This window comes from Bradyrhizobium sp. HKCCYLRH3099, from assembly GCF_051167855.1.
In the GTDB taxonomy this organism is placed as follows: domain Bacteria; phylum Pseudomonadota; class Alphaproteobacteria; order Rhizobiales; family Xanthobacteraceae; genus Bradyrhizobium.
The window spans coordinates 152,864-172,309 of the sequence record NZ_JBNPTW010000018.1; the positions used below are offsets into that span (position 1 = coordinate 152,864).

Below are 19,446 nucleotides of genomic sequence, written 5' to 3' on the forward strand. Positions count from 1 at the left end.
CCGCAGCACGCAAATACCCATGCACCACCGGGTTCCATCGATGGAACTCATAAGTTCCCAGCGCTCTCATCTCAGGCCGCTGCCGCGCCGTCCGCTCGGACGTGCGCCGCTGTCGAACTATCAGCGCCTCTCGCGACCACAACCCTAGGACGCGGTCATTTTGGCCGAGCGAGCTCCGACAGGCTCGTCATCGCTGCTCATCCACACGAAGACCTCGACGCAACTCCGCCGCAGCAAGGGCGAAAATACGGATGTGGCATTTTGGTGGCGAATTGGCGCGCGCTTCGCGGCGCCGGGTCAACCAACCGGAGAGTAGTAGACGGCCAGCGACAGGCGCGCGCATAATCGCGCAGCAAATGAGCCGCAAATGATGGGTCACCAAGCGGCCGTAGGCGGGGGACATCAAGGTATGCGGGTTGCGTTGTTGAGTTGCGTCGTTGCGGCCGGAATGAGTCTGGCCGCGGGGGTTATGCCGGCTGCCGCGCAGACGGCGCGAGCCGCCAAGCCTACGGCGGCGACGGCCACCGCCGTCGGCGAAGGCGGCAAGCTGCAGGAGTCCAATGAGTGGACGGTCGGCATCGCCGGCGGCCTGCTCGAAGGCACCAACATCCGCTTCGCCGCGGAGATGGCCAAGGTGCTCGACGACCGGCCGAACCTGCGCGTGCTGCCGATGGTGACCTATGGCGCGCTCGGCAATATCGAGGATTTGCTGTATCTGCGCGGCGTCGACGTCACCATCACCTCGGCCGACGTGCTCGACGAGTTCGTGCGCAACGGCACGCTCGCCAACATCAAGAACCGCATCCGCTACATCTGCTCGTTCTACATCAACGAGATGCACGTCTACGTCCGCCCCGAGATCAAATCGCTCGAGGATCTCGCCGGCAAGAAGGTGTCGTTCAACACCGTCGGCAGCGCGGCGAACCTGACCGGCGGCATCGTGTTCGACCGGCTCAAGATCAATGTCGAGAAGGTGTTCATCAACAATTCGGTGGCGATGGAGAAGATGCGCAACGGCGAGCTGGCCGGCGTCGTCCACGTCACCGGCAAGCCGACCGACCTGTTCGCCAAGTTCAAGCCCGAGCCGGGCTTCCATTTCCTCCCCGTGCCGTTCGCGCGCAGCCTGCAGGACTACTACGTGCCGACCAAGCTGACGTCGCAGGACTATCCCAATCTGCTCAAGCCCGGCGAGACGGTCGAGACCATTGGCGTGCCGCAGGTGCTCGCGGTCTACAACTGGCCGGCGGAGACCGAGCGCTATCGCCGCGTCGCGCGCTTCGTCGACTATCTGTTCAAGCGCTTCGACCAGTTCAAGCAGCCGCCGTTCCATCCCAAGTGGAACGAGATCAGCCTGTCGTCGTCGCTGCCCGGCTGGACCCGCTTCCGCGCCGCGGAGGAGCTGCTCGCCAGCACGCGTCCGCCGGAGGCCGGCAACGTCGCCGTGAAGCAGCAGTTCGACGAGTGGATGAGCACGCGGGCGCCGACCGGCGGCAAGCGGTTGAGCGAGGACGAGACGAGGGTGCTGTTCGAGCAGTTCCGCGACTGGATGAAGCGCGACGGCGCCCAGCCCACGCGGCAGTGACGGTGCGGGTTACGGCGTCGCAGGCTTGACGCGCGGCCCCTGCGGCGCACCCGGCTGCGCCAGAGGATGCGCGGCCGCAAAGGCCGGTATCGCCATCGCCGCCTCGAACACGCGCTGGACCGTCGGCGCCGACGCGAAATCGAGCCCCTGGTTGCGCGCGAACACGACGTGGCCGGCAAGGCAGATGTCGGCCACGGTCGGCGCGTCGCCATAGCAATAGCGGCCGGTCGCGGCGTGTCCAGCGAGCTGGGCCTCGAACGCCGCCAGCATCTCCGCCGCCCAGTGCCTGAGCCACGCCGCGCGGGCCGCATCGCCGACGTGCAGCACCTCGGTGAGATAGCGCTGCACCCGCGGCGTCGTCAGCGGATGCGCATCGCAGGCGATCATCGCCGCCAGCGCGCGGACGCGGGCGCGTCCCTTGGCATCGCCAGGCAGCAGCGCCGGGCCGGGACAGGCTTCGTCGAGATAGTCGAGGATCGCCAGCGATTGCGTGAGCACGGTGCCGTCGTCGAGCACCAGCGACGGCAGCGCCATCTGCGGATTGAGCGCCGCGTAGGCATCCTCGCGATGTTCCCGGCGGTCGATATCGACAGCAATCTGTTCGTAGACGACGCCCTTGATGTTGAGCGCGATGCGCACACGAAAACTCGCAAGCGACCGCCAGAACGAATAAAACTTCATGCCGCCCCCTCTCCGGCGTGATCATATCGCGGTGGTCAGGTCGATTTCCATGGTGAGCCGTGCCGCAGGCGCTTTATCGTGCGAAGCGCGGCGCTGCCGAGCCTACGGGTCACTCCGTGCCCGGCGAAAACTCCTGATCGGCAACGCTGGCGCCGTTCGGCACCTTGATGGCGACGACCGCGCGGTTGAGGGCCTGGTGGCAGGAATTGCAGCCTTCGGTTAGCGCCGCATAGGACTGCTCGAACCGACCGATGTCCTTCTGCTTGATCGCCTGCGCCAGCGCCTCGATCGGCTCCTGCGTCACCGCTGCGTTCATGTCGGCGAACGAGTTGCCGTCGACCAGCGGCTGCGCGCGACTGACGCGGTTGAACGCGCCCTTGAGATTACCGAGCTCATAGGCGCTGAACGCCCAGTTGCCGCTGTGCGCCGCGATCCACAGCCGGACGTGGCGCGGCTGGATGGTCGCGATCATCAGGTCGCTGACAGTCGGCACATAGGCTGGCGACGGCGGCGCCTCTGCGCTGAGCCCCGGCGCCATTGCAAGCGAGGCAAGCCCGGCAAGGCCTGCGGCCGTCGCTGTGAGCCGCACGCCTTGGCGAACCTTCCAGAAGGGCATCTTGCGTTCTCCGAATGAATTTAGAACGCTTCTAAAGAATGGCCTTGCCCATTGCCAGTCAGTTTGCCTGATTGCAGCGATCAGAAATTCTTGATGGCGCAGGCCGCCAGCCCGCAGTATCCCGAACGCAGTGACGGTGGCCGATCAGCTGCGGTGACAGTGGAGGATACGATCTTCCCCTCGCAGGCTGATGGTACGCCATCGGAGCTCAACGGTTCAGTTCAATCGCGATCCTCGAGCTCCGCATCCGGCGCATCGTCCGGCAACAGCAGCTCCGCGTCGCGATCAAGATCGCCGATCAAGACCGGCTTTCCATCGCGGCCGAATTGAAACACGCTGTCGCTATCATCGGCATTGATGTCGCCGAAGATCTTTTCCACCGTGGCGAAATCCCGGTGCGGGGCGAAGCCATGGGCCTTTGACAATGCGGAAAGATCGCGCAGCAACTTGCGCGCCTCGCTCGGAGCGATCGGGACCATCGTCCCGCCCGCATCCGCCATCCCCATATATTGATATACTCGCGCTCCATGGTCCTGAACATCACGTCCTTGACGCCCAGCGCGAAGCTGTCGAGCAGAAACACGGCCATCGTGTAGGGGGAGGTGTGGCCGCGCGCCAGGAGCAGCGTCCCCATGCCGACATCGAAAAGGCCTTCGTTGACGCAACAATGCTGGATCGGCGCCTGCGCCGCCTTTGCCACGCGGCCGGGCAAGCTGTTCTGAATCGCGTCCTCGCGTTTCGCCAGGGTTGCCAACTGCTTGCGCCGCTGCGCCTTCTTGGCCCGCTTTTGTGCCATGTTGACTGCCATGACCGTCCCTCCACTGCTCCGTCCGTCCGCGACAAGATAGCAGGAAAGGGGCGACGCCGTCTCCGGCGATCAGGTCACGCGCGAGATGAAGCCCGCGAGAATCGTCCGGCTCTGGCTCAGTGCCTCGATGCGTTGATCGAGAAGGCCGACCTGCTGCGCCAGTATCCTTCGCAAATTGTCGCAAGGTCTGAAGTCCGGACGGGTGTTGCGCACGCACGGAAGCAACTGCTTGATCGTCTCCAGCGTCATCCCGGCGGAGCCAAGCAGCTTGATCCGGCGCACGGCTTCCTCATCCTCCGGACCGTAGTCGCGATAACCGGACGACATTCGTTGCGGCGCAAGCAAGCCCTCGCCCTCATAGTAGCGCAGCATCCGAATGCTCACCCCCGTCCGTCGGGACAGTTCACCGATCTTCATCTGAAAACCTCTTGACCCTGACAGTGCTGTCAGACCTTACAGATCGTGCTCGCCCAAGTGGAGTCCCCCTTGTGCTGGGAGCAACGATGAAAGCCTATCATTTGAATGGCCACGCAGGTGCAGGGCGCCTGGTGCGCACCGACCTCGACAAACCCGAACCTGCCGGCGGCGAGGTTCGCATGCGGGTCGAGGCGGCAAGCCTCAACTACCGCGACCTGCTGATCCTCGACCGAGCGGGCCAAGGCGGGTTCGACGGCCGCGTTCCGCTGTCCGACGGCGCAGGAGTCGTCGATGCCGTCGGCCCCGACGTCGTTCGATGGCGCGGAGGTGACCGTGTCGCCGCATCGTTCTTTCGCGATTGGATCTCCGGACCGTTCAAGGCGAGCTACGTTCCGTCATCCCTCGGCGGCAGCACGACGGATGGCATGCTGGCAGAGTACGTGGTGCTGCCGGAGACGGCGCTGGTCGCCGTGCCGGCGCATCTCACGTCGATCGAAGCCGCGACCCTGCCCTGTGCCGGCGTGACGGCCTGGCACGGCCTGATCGCGCGCGGCGGAATGGGCAAAGCGGCCACACTGCTGGTCCAGGGAACCGGCGGCGTCGCTTTGTTCGGCCTGCAGTTCGCGATCGCACTCGGCGCCCGCGCCATCGTGATCTCGTCGTCGGACGAGAAGCTCGCCCGCGCCCGGGCGCTCGGCGCCTCGATCCTGATCAACTACCGCGACACGTCCGATTGGGATGCCGCCGTGATGAAAGCGACGGACGGCGAAGGCGCCAGTCATGTCCTCGAACTCGGCGGACCCGGCACCTACGACCGATCTCTGCGCTCGGTCGCATCCAGCGGCAAGATCGTTCAGATCGGCGTCTTGACGGGGTTCGGCCCGAAGCCCGACCTCGCCCGCCTGCAATGGGAGAATGCCGACATCATCGGCGTCACCGTGGGCTCGGTCGAACATTTCACGGCGATGAATCGCTTCCTGAGCGAACACGCGATCCATCCGATCGTCGATCGCGTCTACGACTTCGACGACGCTCCCGAGGCGTATGTCCATCTCCGGTCCGGATCGCATGTCGGCAAGATCGTTCTGAGGCTGTAGGCACGTGGGCGGATCGCCTGGATCATCATGGCGAGAACAGGTGTCCTTCTCCTCGCGGTGACGAAGCGCTCTTGCCGTTGGCAGAGCGCTTCGGTGCCAGCTTCATCCGCCTGTCAGGGCCACCACAGCAAGAGCGGCACGCCGCAACGATTCTGGGCCCATCGGGTGCGCAGTCTTGCCGTGCGGACGACGGCGGGTCGCTGATCGTCATTTGCCGATCGTCCTGCGCAGCCAGGTGTCGACGATCGCGGTCGCGGGATGGCTGGGATCGCCGAGTTCGCGGTTGATCTCCATGTGGCCGCGCAGGCCGGTGCCGCCGACGCCCGCAACTTCGGCTGGGGTCCCCGCCTGCGTCAGGGCCGCGCCGAGCGCCTCGGACTGCACCTTGCCGTCGGCGCGGTCGACGTGGAGGATCAGGAACGCGGGCGCATTCGGCTTGGCGGCCTGGAGCGTCGGCGACAGCGCGCGCTGACGCGCCGGGTCGGTGCCGAACGCCTGGATATAGGTGTCGAGCATGAAGCGGCCGCTGTCGGTGAGCTGGCGCGCCACGTCGTAGCAGGCGCCATCCAGCGCGATGATGCCGCTGACGTCGCGCAGCGACACCCCGGCTGCGGTGAAGTAGCGCGGATCGGTCCCGACCAGCGCGACGAGATGTGCACCGGCGCTGTGCCCCATCAGCACGATGCGCGACGGATCGATCCGAAGCCGCCCGGCATTGTTGCGCAGCCACGCGACGGCCGCGGCGACGTCCGCCGCCTGCTGCTCGACCGTCGCCGCCGGCACCAGCCGATAGTCGATCGAGGCAAACGCGTAGCCCTGCGCAAGCATGTGCTCGACCTTCGCCGCCCCCGTCGCGTTGCGCTTGTCGCCCCGCTTCCATCCGCCGCCATGCACGAACACGACCAGCGGCGCGGGCGCGCCTCCCCGCGCCTGCCAGAAGTCGAGCTTCTGCAGCGGATCAGCGCCGTAAGCATATTCGGCCGCCGGTGCGCCTTGGCGCTCGGCCTCGCGCGCCGCCATGCGTGCCTGCAGCCGCTCCAGAAAGGGACCCGCGAGTGCAGGTGAAAGGAGGAAGGGCTGCAGCAGCCACAGGCCGGCAGCTAACAAAACCGCAAAAGTCGAACGCAACATCGAGAGCTCCATCGTCGTCAGACGATAGCAGCACGCGTTGCTTAAAGAAGGCCGCACGCGGTGTTGTTACAAAATGTCACGAACGGTGACGCCCGCGAAATTACGGGCGGTCTTGCGCGCATAATCCCAGCCTACCGTACAGTGAATCCTTCGCTCCAGGCATCCCTGTCAACTTCGTATTCGCTGACGAAGAAGCCATCAGGATAATCGCGAAAGCCTGGCAACTGAAGCTTGCGCATCTTGCCGGCAATGGCTTCCGCGGCGCTGCTGTAGACGCCGACGAGCTTGTCTTCCGTCTCGTCATTATCGAGCGGGCGGGCGTGCCAAAGTAGAAAAACCGTACGCATTCGTGTATTCCTCGATTTCGATACGTCACAGCGAACGAGTCAGGTTGGTTGTCCCAGCCCTGAGCGACGGCTAAGCTTCGACCATGAAGATTGCATTCTCGATCGCAGTCAGCGCAAGACGTCGAATCGAGGCCCTGGTCGACGCGCTCAAGAGACAGAACGGACTTCCCGAGGTAATCCCGGCCGTGATGTGGCTCGACGCGACTTGAACCCGGATATCGCGACATCCCGGGTCGTCATTGGCTTCTATGACAGTCGGGCCGACATCATCGACGACATCACCGTGGAGGATGGCTTCGCGTTCGTGCTTGCCGTCACACGGGACGATGAGCGGCTGTTCGATGGACAAGAACTGCACTACATCGATGATGCCTTCGTCCTGAAGCAGCGCCGGACACACTGACACGCAGACATCCATAGCCCCGTCTAACGTCTGCGGACTGTAGCGAAAACTCTCCTCCCATTGGCTCGGCCAATCATCTCTCGACGCGCGCCTGGCGAACGCCGGACTTCGTCGCGCTCGGATGGGGCTCGTCGACCACAGGCCGGCTGACGTCAAGGCGTGCCGCAGCGCGCATCAAGCATTTTTTGTTTTGCCGAATTTTCTTCTTTCATTTTTTCCGAAACCATGTATATCTTTTCCCGTCCTGCTTCCGCCGGAGGGGCGTGTCGCGACCGTCACGAGACGTGGGAGGTGGGATGCGATGGGCGCAGCGAATCGCGGCGTGGCCTCGAGCTGCGCGGACGAACGGTTCGTTGCGCACGGCGAAGTCGTGCGGTCCTGATACCCCGATGCTGGTATCAAGCAGGTGGCGGTGCTCGCGCATCACGCCAGTGATGGTGGCCAACAAGCCCGGCGCACCAGGGAGACCACGTATAAGCCGTTCCAACCGTCGCGCAGGGAAGGCCGGGTGTTTCGGCCAGACCTGTGGTGACTGCCGCCTGCCTTTTTTGCTGCAGGCGGGCCACGGGCGCGGCCAGCGCCCGGCCTTCCCTGCGCCCTCCTTTGTTCGAGGGCGGACCTGATGCACGACTCGGGCGCGATGCGCCGCGGGAGATGATGGCGCATGTCTGCGAGAAAGGCGTTTGCGTTGGCCGGCAGGTTGCGGCGCCAGGGGCCTCGTGGTTCGAGACGCGTCGCAAGGGCGACGCTCCTCACCATGAGGAGACAGGTCCGAAGCCGAAGCTGCCCATTGATGATGCGCAGCGAGCTCGCCGGAAGGACCAAGGGCCGGCTGACGGTTTTCAATCGCTGCGACCCGGCATCTCCCCTCACCCTGAGAAGACCGCCGAAGCGGGGCGTCTCGAAGGGCGAGGCCCGGGTGTGGCGGCGTCTCCGAGCTGCGGCAGGAGCGCACATCCCGCCTCTCCGCAACCTTTCGTTAACCGCCGTTAACCGAACGCTAACCATACACCGGGCAAAAATTGCCGGGTGGGACGATGCGTGTCGTGATTGGGTGCAGTTGACGGGGGAGAGCTTCCGTGGACGCCAGCGCGGTACCTCAGTTTCGGAACGGTGGCCCTGTGGCCGCCGCGCAGTCGTTTGGGGCCGGCAGACGCGGCCCCCGGGAAGGGGCGAAAGCCATGGTCGACGTCACGGCGGGTCAGGGAGCCGGCTCTCCGGCCGGCGGGTTCTCATTCGGCGATCTCAAGACGCTGATCATGCGCGGCGACATCGCGCTGGCGCTCGGCATCCTCACCATCCTGGTGGTGCTGATCCTGCCGCTGCCCTCGCTGGTGCTCGACCTGTTCCTGGCGATCTCGATCACCCTGTCGATCCTGATCCTGATGACCGCTCTGTTCATCCAGGCACCGCTGGAATTCTCGTCGTTTCCGACCATCCTGCTGATCTCGACGATGCTGCGGCTGTCGCTGAACCTGGCCTCGACCCGGCTGATCCTGTCGCGCGGCCACGAGGGCACGGATGCGGCCGGCCACGTCATCGAGGCGTTCGGCAATTTCGTGATGGGGGGCAATTTCGTCATCGGCATCATCGTGTTCGCGATCCTGGTGACGGTGAACTTCGTCGTCATCACCAAGGGTTCGGGCCGCATCGCCGAGGTCGCGGCGCGCTTCCATTTGGACTCGATGCCCGGCAAGCAGATGGCCATCGACGCCGACCTCTCCGCCGGCCTGATCGACGAGAAGGTCGCAAAGGCCCGGCGCAAGGAACTGGAGGACGAAAGCGGCTTCTTCGGCGCGATGGACGGTGCCTCGAAGTTCGTCCGCGGCGATGCCGTCGCCGGCCTGCTCGTCGTCTTCATCAACATCATCGGCGGCATCATCATCGGCGTGGCCCAGCAGGGCCTGGGTTTTGCCGAGGCCGCCCGCACCTACACGACGCTGACCGTCGGCGACGGTCTCGTGACGCAAGTGCCGGCGCTGATCGTGTCCACCGCGGCCGGCCTGCTCGTCTCCAAGGCCGGCGTGACCGGCGCCGCCGACAAGGCGCTGATCAAGCAGTTCTCCGGCTATCCGCAGGCGCTCGGCATGTCCGCCGCGGTCATGCTGGTGCTGGCGCTGCTGCCGGGCATTCCGACCATCCCGTTCCTTGCGCTCGGCGGCGGCGCCGCCGCGCTGGCGCTGAAGGCGCGTCGCCACAAGGAAGTGGCGAAGGCCGAGGAGATCGCCGCGGCCGCCGCCGCGCCCGCCGCAGCCGCAGCTTCTGCGGCGGCCGCCGAGGAACCGATCTCCGCCGCGCTCAAGATCGACGATCTCAAGATCGAGCTCGGCTATGCGCTGCTGCCGCTGGTCAACGCGCCCGATGGCACCGACCGGCTGACCGACCAGATCAAGGCGCTCCGGCGGTCGCTGGCGATCGAGATGGGTTTTGTCATGCCCTCGGTGCGCATCCTCGACAACGTCCAGCTCGAGGCCAACACCTACATCATCAAGATCAAGGAGGTCGACGCCGGCTCCGGCAAGATCTGGCCGAGCCAGTTCATGGTCATGGACCCCGGCGGCAACCAGGTGGCGGTGCCCGGCATCCACACGACGGAGCCGACCTTCGGCCTGCCCGCCACCTGGGTCGATGCCGGGCTGAAGGAGGAGGCGACGCTGAAGGGCTACACGGTGGTGGACGCGGCGACCGTGCTGTCGACCCATCTGACCGAGCTGCTCAAGGCCAATATGAGCGACCTGTTGTCCTACGGCGAGGTGCAGAAGCTCCTGAAGGAGCTGCCGAAGGAGCAGAGCGAACTGGTCAAGGACATCGTGCCGACACAGATCACGATCTCCGGCCTGCAGCGCGTGCTGCAACTGCTGCTGTCGGAGCGGATCTCGATCCGCGATCTCTCGACCATCCTGGAAGGCGTCGCCGACGCGCTGGCCTTCTCGCGCAACCCGGCGACGATCGTCGAGCACGTCCGCGCCCGCCTCGCCCGCCAGATCTGCGCCCAGAACACCTCGCCGATGGGCTATTTGCCGCTGATCGCGCTGTCGGCGAAGTGGGAGCAGGCGTTCGCGGAGTCGCTGATCGGCCAGGGCGAGGAGCGCAGCCTCGCGATGCAGCCGTCGCGGCTGTCGGAGTTCATGACCGCGACCCGCGACGCGTTCGAGCGCGCCGCCCGCGAAGGCGAGTCGCCGGTTCTGGTGACGTCGGCGGCGATCCGGCCCTTCGTCCGCTCGCTGGTGGAGCGCTTCCGCGCCCAGACCACGGTGCTGTCGCAGGCCGAGATTCATCCCCGGGCGCGGCTGAAGACGGTGGGGAGCGTGTGAGGGAAACGCGTGCGGAACCTGCGAGTCAGTCTGAAGTTGATGAAAGCAGGACCGGTGCGGAGCGCCGGTCTTGCCGCTTTTCCAAGCAAACCAACCCTTGCTTCGCCGCAACAGGCAAACGATTTCTTAATTTTGCGTTAGGTGGCTGATATGGCAGCCACAGTCGGAACCATCATTTAAGTATTTGATCTTGAATGACTAAGATCGATTTTCGAGGATTGCAATCGCGAAGCATCACACGTATTCACACGCTTGTGATGGCCCCTGCGAAACAGAATCGCGGTTTCCTACGTTACTGTTCGCGAGACGATGAACCGGAACGTCGCCGGCTCACACGAATCAGCGAAGGACGGAAGACGGCAGGAGGCTTCCATGAACCACTCGATTTACAGCGCGGATCGGACGACCCACCTCAAGATCGTGGTGGTTGCGCTCGTAGCTGGCATCGCGGTGGCCGGCCTTGGCATCTCCGCCCGTTTGAACGCGGAGCCGAACTACACGCAGACGGCAAAGGTCCTCAAGGCCGGCAAGCCGGTCGCGGTGACGAGCTCGCAGACGTCGCTGGTTCGCTAGTACGAATTCCCGGAATTCACGCGGTTCTCACAGCCCCCCAACTGGCCGCGTGGATATGTAGTAGACCCAACCCCAAGTCGACTACCGAAAACGCCCGCTCCCCACGGGCGTTTTCTTTTTTGCGTTTTGGCTCACTTGCCCGGCGGCACCGTCTCGATCAGCTTGCCGGTAAAGACGATTGGTCCCGTTGCCTGCCCCGTCGGCGAGCCGCCTTCCGGCTCGACGGTCACGGCATAGGTGGCCCGGCTGACGATGTCGGGGTCGTAGGAGGACAGCACCGGGCGGCTGGTGAAATCACTGCCGCCGATGACGCCGAGCGAGCGCGGCTTCTGCAGCTTGTCGGAGACGATCCACAGCTCGAAGCTCTTGCCGGGCTCCGGCGCCGCACCGACACGGCGCACCGTGTAGCTCCGGGTGGCGGAATCCACGGTGAGGATGAACGCCGGCGAGGCGGCGTCCTTTTGCAGCAAGGCCACGAACTGGGCGGCGGGCTCCGGCGCGGCCGGCACCTTGACCTCGACGGTCTGGATGCGCGGCTTCGGCTGCAACGGCTGCGGCAGCAGATCAGGGCGATAGACCTGCACGCCGACCAGCGCCAGCAGCACCGCGGCCAGCGCGGTCATGACGTTGGCGACCGCGCGCCACTGCCGGACCCTGGAGGAGAGCTGCACCACATTGGCGCGCTCGTCTGCACGCTCCTGGGCGGCAGCGAACGTGCGCCGCGGCGCGACCACCGCAGGCGCCTCAGCAGCGGTTGCAGGCTCGGGCTTGGCAATCTCGATCGGCGGAGCTTCGGGCTTCCGGGGATTAGCCTCGGACGGCTTGATCTGAGTGGGCTCGACGACCGGCTGCTGCTCAACCGCCGGCGCTTCGAGCTTGGCCGCTTCGTCCTGTCGCGCTTCCGCGATGATGGGTGGGGCACCAGGCGCCGGCAACTCCGGCGGCACGACGACAACCGGAGCGGCAAAGTCCGGCGCCGGCGGCTCGGCCGCCGGGGGCTCAGCCGCCGGTGTCTCGACCGCCGGTGCCTCAGGTGCCGGCGCCTCAGTTGCCGGCGTCGCAGCGACCGCCGCCGGCCGCGACTGCGCGATCGCGGCCTTGATACGGTCCCACAGCTCCGGCCGCGGCTCGACCAGGCCGACCATCTGATTGAGCGCGCCAAGCCGCAATTCCCACGCCTGAACCAGCGCAGCGAAATCGCGGTCGACGGCCATCATGGTCTCGACCTGCGCGCGTTCGGCGGCGTCGAGCGTGCCCAACGCATATTCCGCGGCAAGCGCGATATGGTCTTCGCTATACGCCATCACAGGTCCAGGTCACGTCACCACCAAGATCTCTTGCGCTTACGCTCTCAGTCCAACCACACCTCATCCGAGACCGAGGCATTGGCGGATGTCCATCATGCTCCGCCGGAGCCAGGTCTTCACCGTGTTCACCGGCGCGTCGAACTTGGTCGCCAATTGCTCCCGGCTCCAGCCGTTATAGTAGGCAAGCAGCACCAGCTTCTGCCGGTCCGGCTCGAGCTGGCCGACACATTCCAACAGCCGCTTCAACTCCTCCGACATTTCCCGCCGCGCCAGCGGGTCCGGCGTCTCGGCCGCCACCTCCAGCGCGGAGGGCTCATCCTCCAACGACAGCTCGCCGCGCTTGCGCACCAGGTCGATGGCCCGGTTGCGGGCGATGGCGGCCATCCAGGTAATCGGGGAAGACACGGCCGGATTGAATTGCGCGGCGTTGTTCCAGACCTTGACGTAGGTCTCCTGGACGACCTCCTCGGCGAGGTCCTGTCGATGCAAGATACGGAGCACGACGCCATAGAGTTTCGCGCGCGTCGCCGCGTAAAGGCGCTCGAACGCGGCCTCGTCACCCTTGGCGACGGCGGCAAGCAACAAGACCAGCTCTGCCGGCGTCAGCATTCAGCGTCCCCGAAAATCGCCCCACTCCCTCGCTCGAACCTGCCCTCCCGTAGCACACATCGCGCGCGGCGCTCCAGCCGGGCGGACATGACGAAAAACCCGGACCTCGCGGCCCGGGTTTTCGAGGCAACAGACCCGTGGCGGGCCGGCTCAGGCGATGACGCCGAGCCGGGCGCGCATCAGGCCGATACTGTCCATGTCCGCCTGCTCGCGGGCGCTTTCCTCGGCCTTTTCGCGGGCCTGGTCGCGCTCGTCGAGCAGCTCAACTTTCTTCATCTCCTCGAATGCCTCGGACAGCGCCGCCTTGGCGTCCTCGAGCTGGGCGCGCAGCTCATCGGCCGAGCGCGTCAGGTTCTCGCGGCGCTGGATCGCGGCCTTGGCGTAGGTCGGATAAGCAAAATGGGTCGGGTCGTTGATGCCGGCCCGCTCCTGTTCGGTCTGGATTTCCCGCTCGAGCTCGGCCGACATGCGCTGGAAGTCAGCGATCATGCCCTCGATCTGCGTCACCCGGCGGCGTTTCTCATCCACCTGAAATTTCTTCAGACGGATCAGCGTTTCGCGCGACTTCATCGACTCATACTCCCCAGAAGTCCCGTAGACGGCGCGGGACAGGGCCGGCCGCCCTTACTGGGCTCGCCGACTAGGCTCGTGACATGGAGGGGATGATGTCCCGACAAAGTTAGCTTTCCGTTTCCAAGCGCCCCAGGATCTGTTCCAGCTCCCGATACCCCTGCGCCAGCCCGCACACCTCATCCTTGCGCTGGCGCAGGAACGCCTCCAGCGGCTCGTGCAGCTTGATCGCCTCGTCGACCTCCGGACTGGAACCCGCGCGATAGGCGCCGAGCCGGATCAGCTCTTCCATGTCGGCGTAGGTCGCCATCACCTGGCGCGCGCGCATGATGGTCGGCAGGAAGACGGGGTCGGCCGATTTCGGCATCGTCCGCGACACCGATTTGAGGATGTTGATGGCCGGATAACGGCCGCGTTCGGCGATCGAACGCTGCATCACGACGTGGCCGTCGAGGATGCCGCGCACCGCGTCCGCCACCGGCTCATTATGATCGTCGCCGTCGACCAGCACCGTGAAGATCCCGGTGATGGTGCCGTCGCCGCTGCCGGGACCGGCCCGCTCGAGCAATTTCGGCAGTTCTGTAAAGACGGTCGGCGTGTAGCCTTTCGCGGTCGGCGGCTCGCCGGCCGACAGCCCGATCTCACGCTGCGCCATCGCGAAGCGTGTCACCGAGTCCATCAGGCAGAGAACATCCTTACCTTCGTCGCGAAAATATTCGGAGATTGCGAGCGTCAGATACGCCGCCTGCCGCCGCATCAGCGCCGGCTCGTCGGAGGTCGCGACAACCACGACCGAGCGGGCAAGGCCCTCCTCGCCGAGATCGTCCTGCAGGAACTCCTGCACCTCGCGGCCGCGTTCGCCGATCAGGCCGATGACCGACACTGCCGCATCGACGTTGCGCGCCAGCATCGACAGCAGCACCGATTTGCCGACGCCGGAGCCGGCGAAGATGCCGAGCCGCTGGCCGCGGCAGCAGGTGAGAAAGGTGTTCAGCGCGCGCACGCCGAGATCGAGCGGAGACCCGACGCGCTTGCGCGAATGCGCCGGCGGCGGATTGTTGCGGTAGGGAACCGGCGCCGCGCCTTGGGGCAGCGGCCCCTTGCCGTCGATCGGCTCGCCCATGGCGTTGACGACGCGGCCGAGCCAAGCCTGCGACGGCCGCACCTGATTGGCGGAATTGGCGATCACGGCGCGGCAGCCGCGCCGCACGCCTTCGAGCCCGGCGAACGGCATCACCACCGCATTCTTGCCGGAGAAGCCGATCACCTCGGCAGGAATGACATTGCTGCCGGTCTCGATCATCAGCCGCGCGCCGACCGACATCGCGTGGATCGGCCCGGCGATCTCCACCATCAGCCCCTTCACGCCGACGACGCGCCCATAGGTGTTCACGGCGTCGATGTCGCTGATCTGCTCGGCCAGCGCTTTCATCACGGAACCACCTTCATCGCGGAACCGCCGCCATCACAAAACAGCCTTCATTGCGAAAACCTTAAGTAAGGGCAGATTCGCTGCGCCGGTTTAACTCTGTGTTTACTCGCATCATTAATCATTGCGTCATGGTCTGGAGTGACTGACGTAGTGCGCTTTGCCGCCCCCCAAAAGCGGTGAGGAACGAGAGTCGGTTAGTTCCATCTCTTCACATGGAGCTTGAACGAGGTCGGCTGAGAAAACCTGCTTCTTCGCAACACCTTACGGCGATTCGACAAAAATTGCACGGATTGAGCTTGCGCAGCGGAATCAGGATTTGTTAACCATCTCTCGTCAGGATCCGAATCAGTTGTTCAAAGGCGTTTTGAGTGCCGCGGTGGCGGCCGACCTGACGCCCGGAGCGGCGACTATGGGGAACTGGCATGCGCGTTTTGCTGATTGAGGATGACAGCGCCGTCGCGCAGTCGATCGAGCTGATGTTGAAGTCCGAAAGCTTCAACGTCTACACGACTGACCTCGGCGAAGAAGGCGTCGACCTCGGCAAGTTGTACGATTACGACATCATCCTTCTCGACCTCAATCTGCCCGACATGTCCGGTTACGACGTGCTCAAGCAGCTGCGTGTCTCGAAGATCAAGACCCCGATCCTGATCCTGTCCGGCCTCGCCGGCATCGAGGACAAGGTCAAGGGCCTCGGCTTCGGCGCCGACGACTACATGACCAAGCCGTTCCACAAGGACGAGCTGATCGCGCGCATCCACGCGATCGTCCGCCGTTCCAAGGGCCACGCCCAGTCGGTCATCCAGACCGGCGACCTCGTCGTCAACCTCGACACCAAGACGGTCGAAGTCGGCGGCCAGCGCGTGCACCTGACCGGCAAGGAATACCAGATGCTGGAGCTGCTCTCGCTCCGCAAGGGCACCACCCTCACCAAGGAGATGTTCCTCAACCATCTCTACGGCGGCATGGACGAGCCCGAGCTCAAGATCATCGACGTCTTCATCTGCAAGCTGCGCAAGAAGCTCGCCAACGCGTCCGAAGGCCGCAACTTCATCGAGACCGTCTGGGGCCGCGGCTACGTGCTGCGCGAGCCGCACGACCTCGACGAGCGCATCCCCGCCTGATCTTTCACTGGGCAACTCGGCAGGCCTCACGGCTTGCTCCTCCCAGACTGAGCCCCGCCGCAAATGGCGGGGTTTTTGTTTGTGGGAGGATGGTGATTGGCAATGGAGCGGCCGCTTTGCACCAGGCGAGTTCGCGTTGGAGCCAAGCTCTCGCCACGCGACAGGTGCGCTCCCCTCCCCCTTGCGGGGAGGGGTCGGGGGTGGGGGTCCCCGGAAATGGTCTGCATTGTGGGCCCCTTCGGCCGAAGCCGATCAGCAAGCGATCTCACCACCAACACGCCGCTTGTCAGTCCCTGCCCCAAGCTCGGTCCTGAGCAAGAAGCCCCCACCCCCAACCCCTCCCCGCAAGGGGGAGGGGAGCTTACCGCCGTTGCCGCACGGGCGTGGCTCAAACTGACAAGTACTCCCTCACCTTCCACCGCGCATGGCGCAGCCGCATCTCACACATGAGCGCAATCGCCGCCATCGAGCTCTCCAAGACACCATCGACGAAATCATCGAAGAAACCCATCGTCGCACGTCATCGCGTTCTCGCCGCGCCCATGCGCCCGAGTTGTCCGCCATTCTCGCCGCCCTCTCTCAACTGAGGGCGCAGGGAAGGCCGGGCGCTGGCCGCGCCCGTGGCCCGCCTGCAGCAAAAAAAGCAGGCGGCAGTCACCACAGGTCTGGCCGAAACACCCGGCCCTCCCCGCGCGATGGCTTTACGATTTATAGGCGATCTCCTTGTGGACCGGCTTTTTGCCCCCATCGCCCACCGGCAGCGTCCTCCGCAACGCCAGCAGGCTTGACCTCAGCACCGGGAGGCCAGGACCACGCCACTTCACCGTGCGCCCGGGATCGTTCGTCGGCACGGACAAGCCATGCTGCGACCCCAAGCGCCCATCGCATCCCACACCCGACGTCCGTGACGACCGCGAAGCGTCCCCTCGTTGGGGCGGAACGCAGACAGTAAAGCACATTTTCCGGAAAAACGAAATCGAAATCTTTCGCGCCCGGTCCTGCCCCATGTCTTGACGCGCGCTGCTTCGGCTGCTTGCTGAGCACCGCCCGCGTGGCAGCAAGGGCGGCGCCTTGTCATCGTCTCGTTTGGCAGATGTTCGCAAAGCGGATGGCCACGCCGTCCGGACGATGAGGCTCGCCGATGACCCACCCGACCGCCCACGACGCATCCGACGCCGGCATCGACACCCCGGCCAGGACAACCAACCCGCTGCCCGCCTTTGCCGGCGGCGCCGTGATCGGCGCGCTCGGCGGACTGATCGGGCTGGGCGGCGCCGAATTCAGGTTGCCGCTGCTGATCGGCCCGTTCCGCTTCCAGGCGCTGCAGGCCGTGATCCTGAACAAGGCCATGAGCCTGATCGTGGTCGCAACCGCACTGCCGTTTCGCGCCGCCACGGTGCCGTTCGGCACCATCGCCGCGCATTGGCCGGTCGTAATCAACCTGCTGGCCGGCAGCCTCGCCGGCGCCTGGCTCGGCGCCGGCTGGGCGACGCGGCTCAGCTCGCGCAATCTCTATCAGGTGCTGGCGGTGCTGCTCGTGCTGATCGCGGGCGCACTGCTGCTCGGGCACGGCCCGTCAAGTCACGCGGCGCTGCTGACCGGCCCGGCGCAGATCGTCGCAGGCGTCGTCGCCGGGTTCGGCATCGGCATCGTCGCCGCGCTGATGGGCGTGGCCGGCGGCGAGCTGCTGATCCCGACGCTGGTGCTGCTGTTCGGCGCCGACATCAAGCTGGCCGGCAGCCTGTCGCTGGCGGTCAGCCTGCCGACGATGATCGTCGGCTTCACCCGCTACAGCCAGTCCAGCGCCTTCTCCGTGGTCGCCGACAACCGGCGGTTCGTGCTGGTGATGGCGCTCGGTTCGATCCTCGGCACCTTCATCGGCGGCCGCCTGCTCGGCCTCGTACCGGATCAGGTCCTGCTGCCGATCCTTGCCGTGATCCTGCTGGTGTCCTCGGTGAAGGTGTGGCGGCACAAGTGATCCAGTGCCGACGCGGAGGCGGCTCGTTCGCGTGCTACGCCGCCCCGCCCGGCTTGCCGCGGGTCACGTAACGGCCATTGCCCTTCGCACCGACCAGCTCGCCGTTTCGTATGACGAACTTGCCGCGCAGCATCGTGGCGACCGGCCAGCCGGTGATCTCGATGCCCTCGTAGGGCGTGTAGTCGGAGCCGTGGTGCAGGCCGGACTGACTGATCTTCGCCGTCTTGTTCGGATCCCACAACGCGATGTCGGCGTCGTAGCCGATCGCGATCGAGCCCTTGCCTGTCAGACCGTAGGCCTTGGCGTGGTTGGTGGCGGTGAAGGCGACGAACTGGTTGAGGGTGATGCGGCCCTTGGTGACGCCTTCGGAGAACAGGATCGGCAGCCGGGTCTCGACGCCGGGGATGCCGTTCGGCACCCAGCGAAAGCTGGTGCGGCCCTTCGGGGTCAGCTTGCCGGCCTCGTCGTCGTAGCGGAACGGGCAGTGGTCTGACGAGAACAGCGAGAACACGCCCCTTTGCAGGCCTTCCCAGCACGCCTCCTGGCTGGCCTTGTCGCGCGGCGGCGGCGAGCAGACGTACTTCGCGCCTTCCATGTTGAGGCACTGCATGTCCTCCTCGGTCAGCACCAGATATTGCGGGCAGGTCTCGCCATGGATCTTGAGGCCGCGAGCTTGCGCGCGGCGGATCTCCTCCATCGCCTCGCGGTTGGAGACGTGGACGATGACGATGGGCACGTCGATCAGTTCGGCCAGCGAGATCGCGCGATGGGTGGCCTCACGCTCGACCGGGATCGGGCGCGACTTGCCGTGATAGTACGGCGCGATCTTGCCTTCGCGCTCGAGCCGGTCGGTGAGGAAGCGGATGGCATCGTAGTTCTCGGCATGGATCTGCACCAGCGCGCCGGTCTCGCGCGCGACCTGCAGCACGCCCAGAATCTCGTAGTCGTTCAGCGCGAGACCCTCATAGGTCATGAAGATCTTCAGCGATGAATAGCCGTCGGCGACCAGCGCCGGCAGCTCCTGGCCGAGCACGGAGTCGGAGGGGTCGGCGATGATGAGGTGGAAGGAGTGGTCGACGTAGCAGGCCTTGTCGGCCAGCGCGTGGTAGTCCTTCAGCGCGGCGCGCAGCGGCTGGCCCTTCTCCTGCAGGCAGTAGGGCATCACGAAGGTGTTGCCGCCGAACGCCGCGGCCCGCGTCGCGCTCTCGAAATCGTCGGCCATGACGATGCCGGGGCCGGAGGGCTGGCTGATGTGGACGTGGCTGTCGATGCCGCCCGGCAGCACGAGCAGGCCCGAGGCATCGACGACCTCGTCGGCATCGGTGATGGCCTCGCCGATCGCGGCAATGCGGCCCTGTTTGATGGCGACATCGGCTTTGAACGTGTCGCTCGCGGTGGCGACCGTGCCGTTGCGGATGACGGTGTCGAAGGCAGCCATGTGACGCGCTCTCCCAGTC

General features: G+C 65.4%; 18 protein-coding genes. 7 read left to right on the forward strand and 11 right to left on the reverse strand.

Features of this window, described 5'->3' with window-relative positions:
* The first annotated feature begins 409 nt into the window (after positions 1 to 409).
* Complete coding sequence (locus ACQR1Y_RS27910; RefSeq protein WP_434878831.1) at positions 410 to 1,582, forward strand: TAXI family TRAP transporter solute-binding subunit; 1,173 nt, start codon at positions 410 to 412, stop codon at positions 1,580 to 1,582.
* Positions 1,583 to 1,591: 9 nt separating this feature from the next.
* Here ACQR1Y_RS27910 and maiA read toward each other — a convergent pair whose 3' ends face one another.
* The 4 genes from maiA to ACQR1Y_RS27930 form a co-directional block, all read right to left on the reverse strand.
* Positions 1,592 to 2,263, reverse strand: a complete 672-nt coding sequence (maiA, locus tag ACQR1Y_RS27915; RefSeq protein ID WP_434878830.1) for a maleylacetoacetate isomerase — start codon at positions 2,261 to 2,263, stop codon at positions 1,592 to 1,594.
* A 109-nt stretch (positions 2,264 to 2,372) separates the two neighbouring features.
* Positions 2,373 to 2,879 (reverse strand): cytochrome family protein, encoded by a 507-nt coding sequence (locus ACQR1Y_RS27920; protein WP_434878829.1) that lies wholly within the window; start codon positions 2,877 to 2,879, stop codon positions 2,373 to 2,375.
* Between the two features lie 221 nt (positions 2,880 to 3,100).
* Complete coding sequence (locus ACQR1Y_RS27925; RefSeq protein WP_434878828.1) at positions 3,101 to 3,379, reverse strand: hypothetical protein; 279 nt, start codon at positions 3,377 to 3,379, stop codon at positions 3,101 to 3,103.
* A 377-nt stretch (positions 3,380 to 3,756) separates the two neighbouring features.
* Entirely contained in the window at positions 3,757 to 4,104 is a 348-nt protein-coding gene (locus tag ACQR1Y_RS27930) for a MerR family transcriptional regulator (protein ID WP_434878827.1), read from the reverse strand.
* Positions 4,105 to 4,190: 86 nt separating this feature from the next.
* On the opposite strand from ACQR1Y_RS27930, the gene ACQR1Y_RS27935 reads away from it, so the two are divergent.
* Entirely contained in the window at positions 4,191 to 5,201 is a 1,011-nt protein-coding gene (locus ACQR1Y_RS27935) for a zinc-dependent alcohol dehydrogenase family protein (protein ID WP_434878826.1), read from the forward strand.
* 207 nt (positions 5,202 to 5,408) lie between these two features.
* On the opposite strand, the gene ACQR1Y_RS27940 is transcribed toward ACQR1Y_RS27935, so the two are convergent.
* Both ACQR1Y_RS27940 and ACQR1Y_RS27945 read right to left on the reverse strand, forming a co-directional pair.
* On the reverse strand, positions 5,409 to 6,332 hold the full coding sequence (locus tag ACQR1Y_RS27940; protein WP_434878825.1) for an alpha/beta fold hydrolase: 924 nt from the start codon (positions 6,330 to 6,332) through the stop codon (positions 5,409 to 5,411).
* Positions 6,333 to 6,463: 131 nt separating this feature from the next.
* Positions 6,464 to 6,679, reverse strand: coding sequence for a DUF7336 domain-containing protein (locus ACQR1Y_RS27945; RefSeq protein WP_434878824.1), 216 nt, complete (start codon positions 6,677 to 6,679; stop codon positions 6,464 to 6,466).
* Positions 6,680 to 6,884: 205 nt separating this feature from the next.
* Between ACQR1Y_RS27945 and ACQR1Y_RS27950 the strand changes: the two genes are divergently transcribed.
* From ACQR1Y_RS27950 to ACQR1Y_RS27960, 3 genes are all read left to right on the forward strand, one after another.
* Positions 6,885 to 7,082: a hypothetical protein gene (locus ACQR1Y_RS27950; RefSeq protein ID WP_434878823.1), complete on the forward strand. Its 198-nt coding sequence runs from the start codon at positions 6,885 to 6,887 to the stop codon at positions 7,080 to 7,082.
* A gap of 1,181 nt (positions 7,083 to 8,263) precedes the next feature.
* A complete protein-coding gene (flhA, locus tag ACQR1Y_RS27955) occupies positions 8,264 to 10,396 on the forward strand; it encodes a flagellar biosynthesis protein FlhA (protein WP_434878822.1) in 2,133 nt (710 codons plus the stop codon).
* A 372-nt stretch (positions 10,397 to 10,768) separates the two neighbouring features.
* Positions 10,769 to 10,969, forward strand: a complete 201-nt coding sequence (locus tag ACQR1Y_RS27960; protein ID WP_434860565.1) for a hypothetical protein — start codon at positions 10,769 to 10,771, stop codon at positions 10,967 to 10,969.
* A 131-nt stretch (positions 10,970 to 11,100) separates the two neighbouring features.
* On the opposite strand, the gene ACQR1Y_RS27965 is transcribed toward ACQR1Y_RS27960, so the two are convergent.
* The 4 genes from ACQR1Y_RS27965 to fliI form a co-directional block, all read right to left on the reverse strand.
* A complete protein-coding gene (locus ACQR1Y_RS27965) occupies positions 11,101 to 12,273 on the reverse strand; it encodes an anti-sigma factor (protein ID WP_434878821.1) in 1,173 nt (390 codons plus the stop codon).
* Between the two features lie 63 nt (positions 12,274 to 12,336).
* The gene (locus ACQR1Y_RS27970) at positions 12,337 to 12,885 is read right to left on the reverse strand and encodes a sigma-70 family RNA polymerase sigma factor (protein ID WP_434860567.1); all 549 of its coding nucleotides are present in this window, start codon (positions 12,883 to 12,885) and stop codon (positions 12,337 to 12,339) included.
* Positions 12,886 to 13,035: 150 nt separating this feature from the next.
* The gene (fliJ, locus tag ACQR1Y_RS27975; RefSeq protein WP_008960735.1) at positions 13,036 to 13,455 is read right to left on the reverse strand and encodes a flagellar export protein FliJ; all 420 of its coding nucleotides are present in this window, start codon (positions 13,453 to 13,455) and stop codon (positions 13,036 to 13,038) included.
* A gap of 109 nt (positions 13,456 to 13,564) precedes the next feature.
* Entirely contained in the window at positions 13,565 to 14,887 is a 1,323-nt protein-coding gene (fliI, locus tag ACQR1Y_RS27980; RefSeq protein ID WP_434878820.1) for a flagellar protein export ATPase FliI, read from the reverse strand.
* A gap of 422 nt (positions 14,888 to 15,309) precedes the next feature.
* Here fliI and ctrA point away from each other — a divergent pair, with 422 nt between their 5' ends.
* Both ctrA and ACQR1Y_RS27990 read left to right on the forward strand, forming a co-directional pair.
* Positions 15,310 to 16,011, forward strand: coding sequence for a response regulator transcription factor CtrA (gene ctrA / locus ACQR1Y_RS27985; protein ID WP_006614002.1), 702 nt, complete (start codon positions 15,310 to 15,312; stop codon positions 16,009 to 16,011).
* A gap of 1,141 nt (positions 16,012 to 17,152) precedes the next feature.
* Positions 17,153 to 17,989, forward strand: coding sequence for a sulfite exporter TauE/SafE family protein (locus ACQR1Y_RS27990; RefSeq protein ID WP_434878819.1), 837 nt, complete (start codon positions 17,153 to 17,155; stop codon positions 17,987 to 17,989).
* 34 nt (positions 17,990 to 18,023) lie between these two features.
* Here ACQR1Y_RS27990 and hydA read toward each other — a convergent pair whose 3' ends face one another.
* A complete protein-coding gene (gene hydA, locus ACQR1Y_RS27995; protein ID WP_434878818.1) occupies positions 18,024 to 19,427 on the reverse strand; it encodes a dihydropyrimidinase in 1,404 nt (467 codons plus the stop codon).
* Between the last annotated feature and the right edge of the window lie 19 nt (positions 19,428 to 19,446).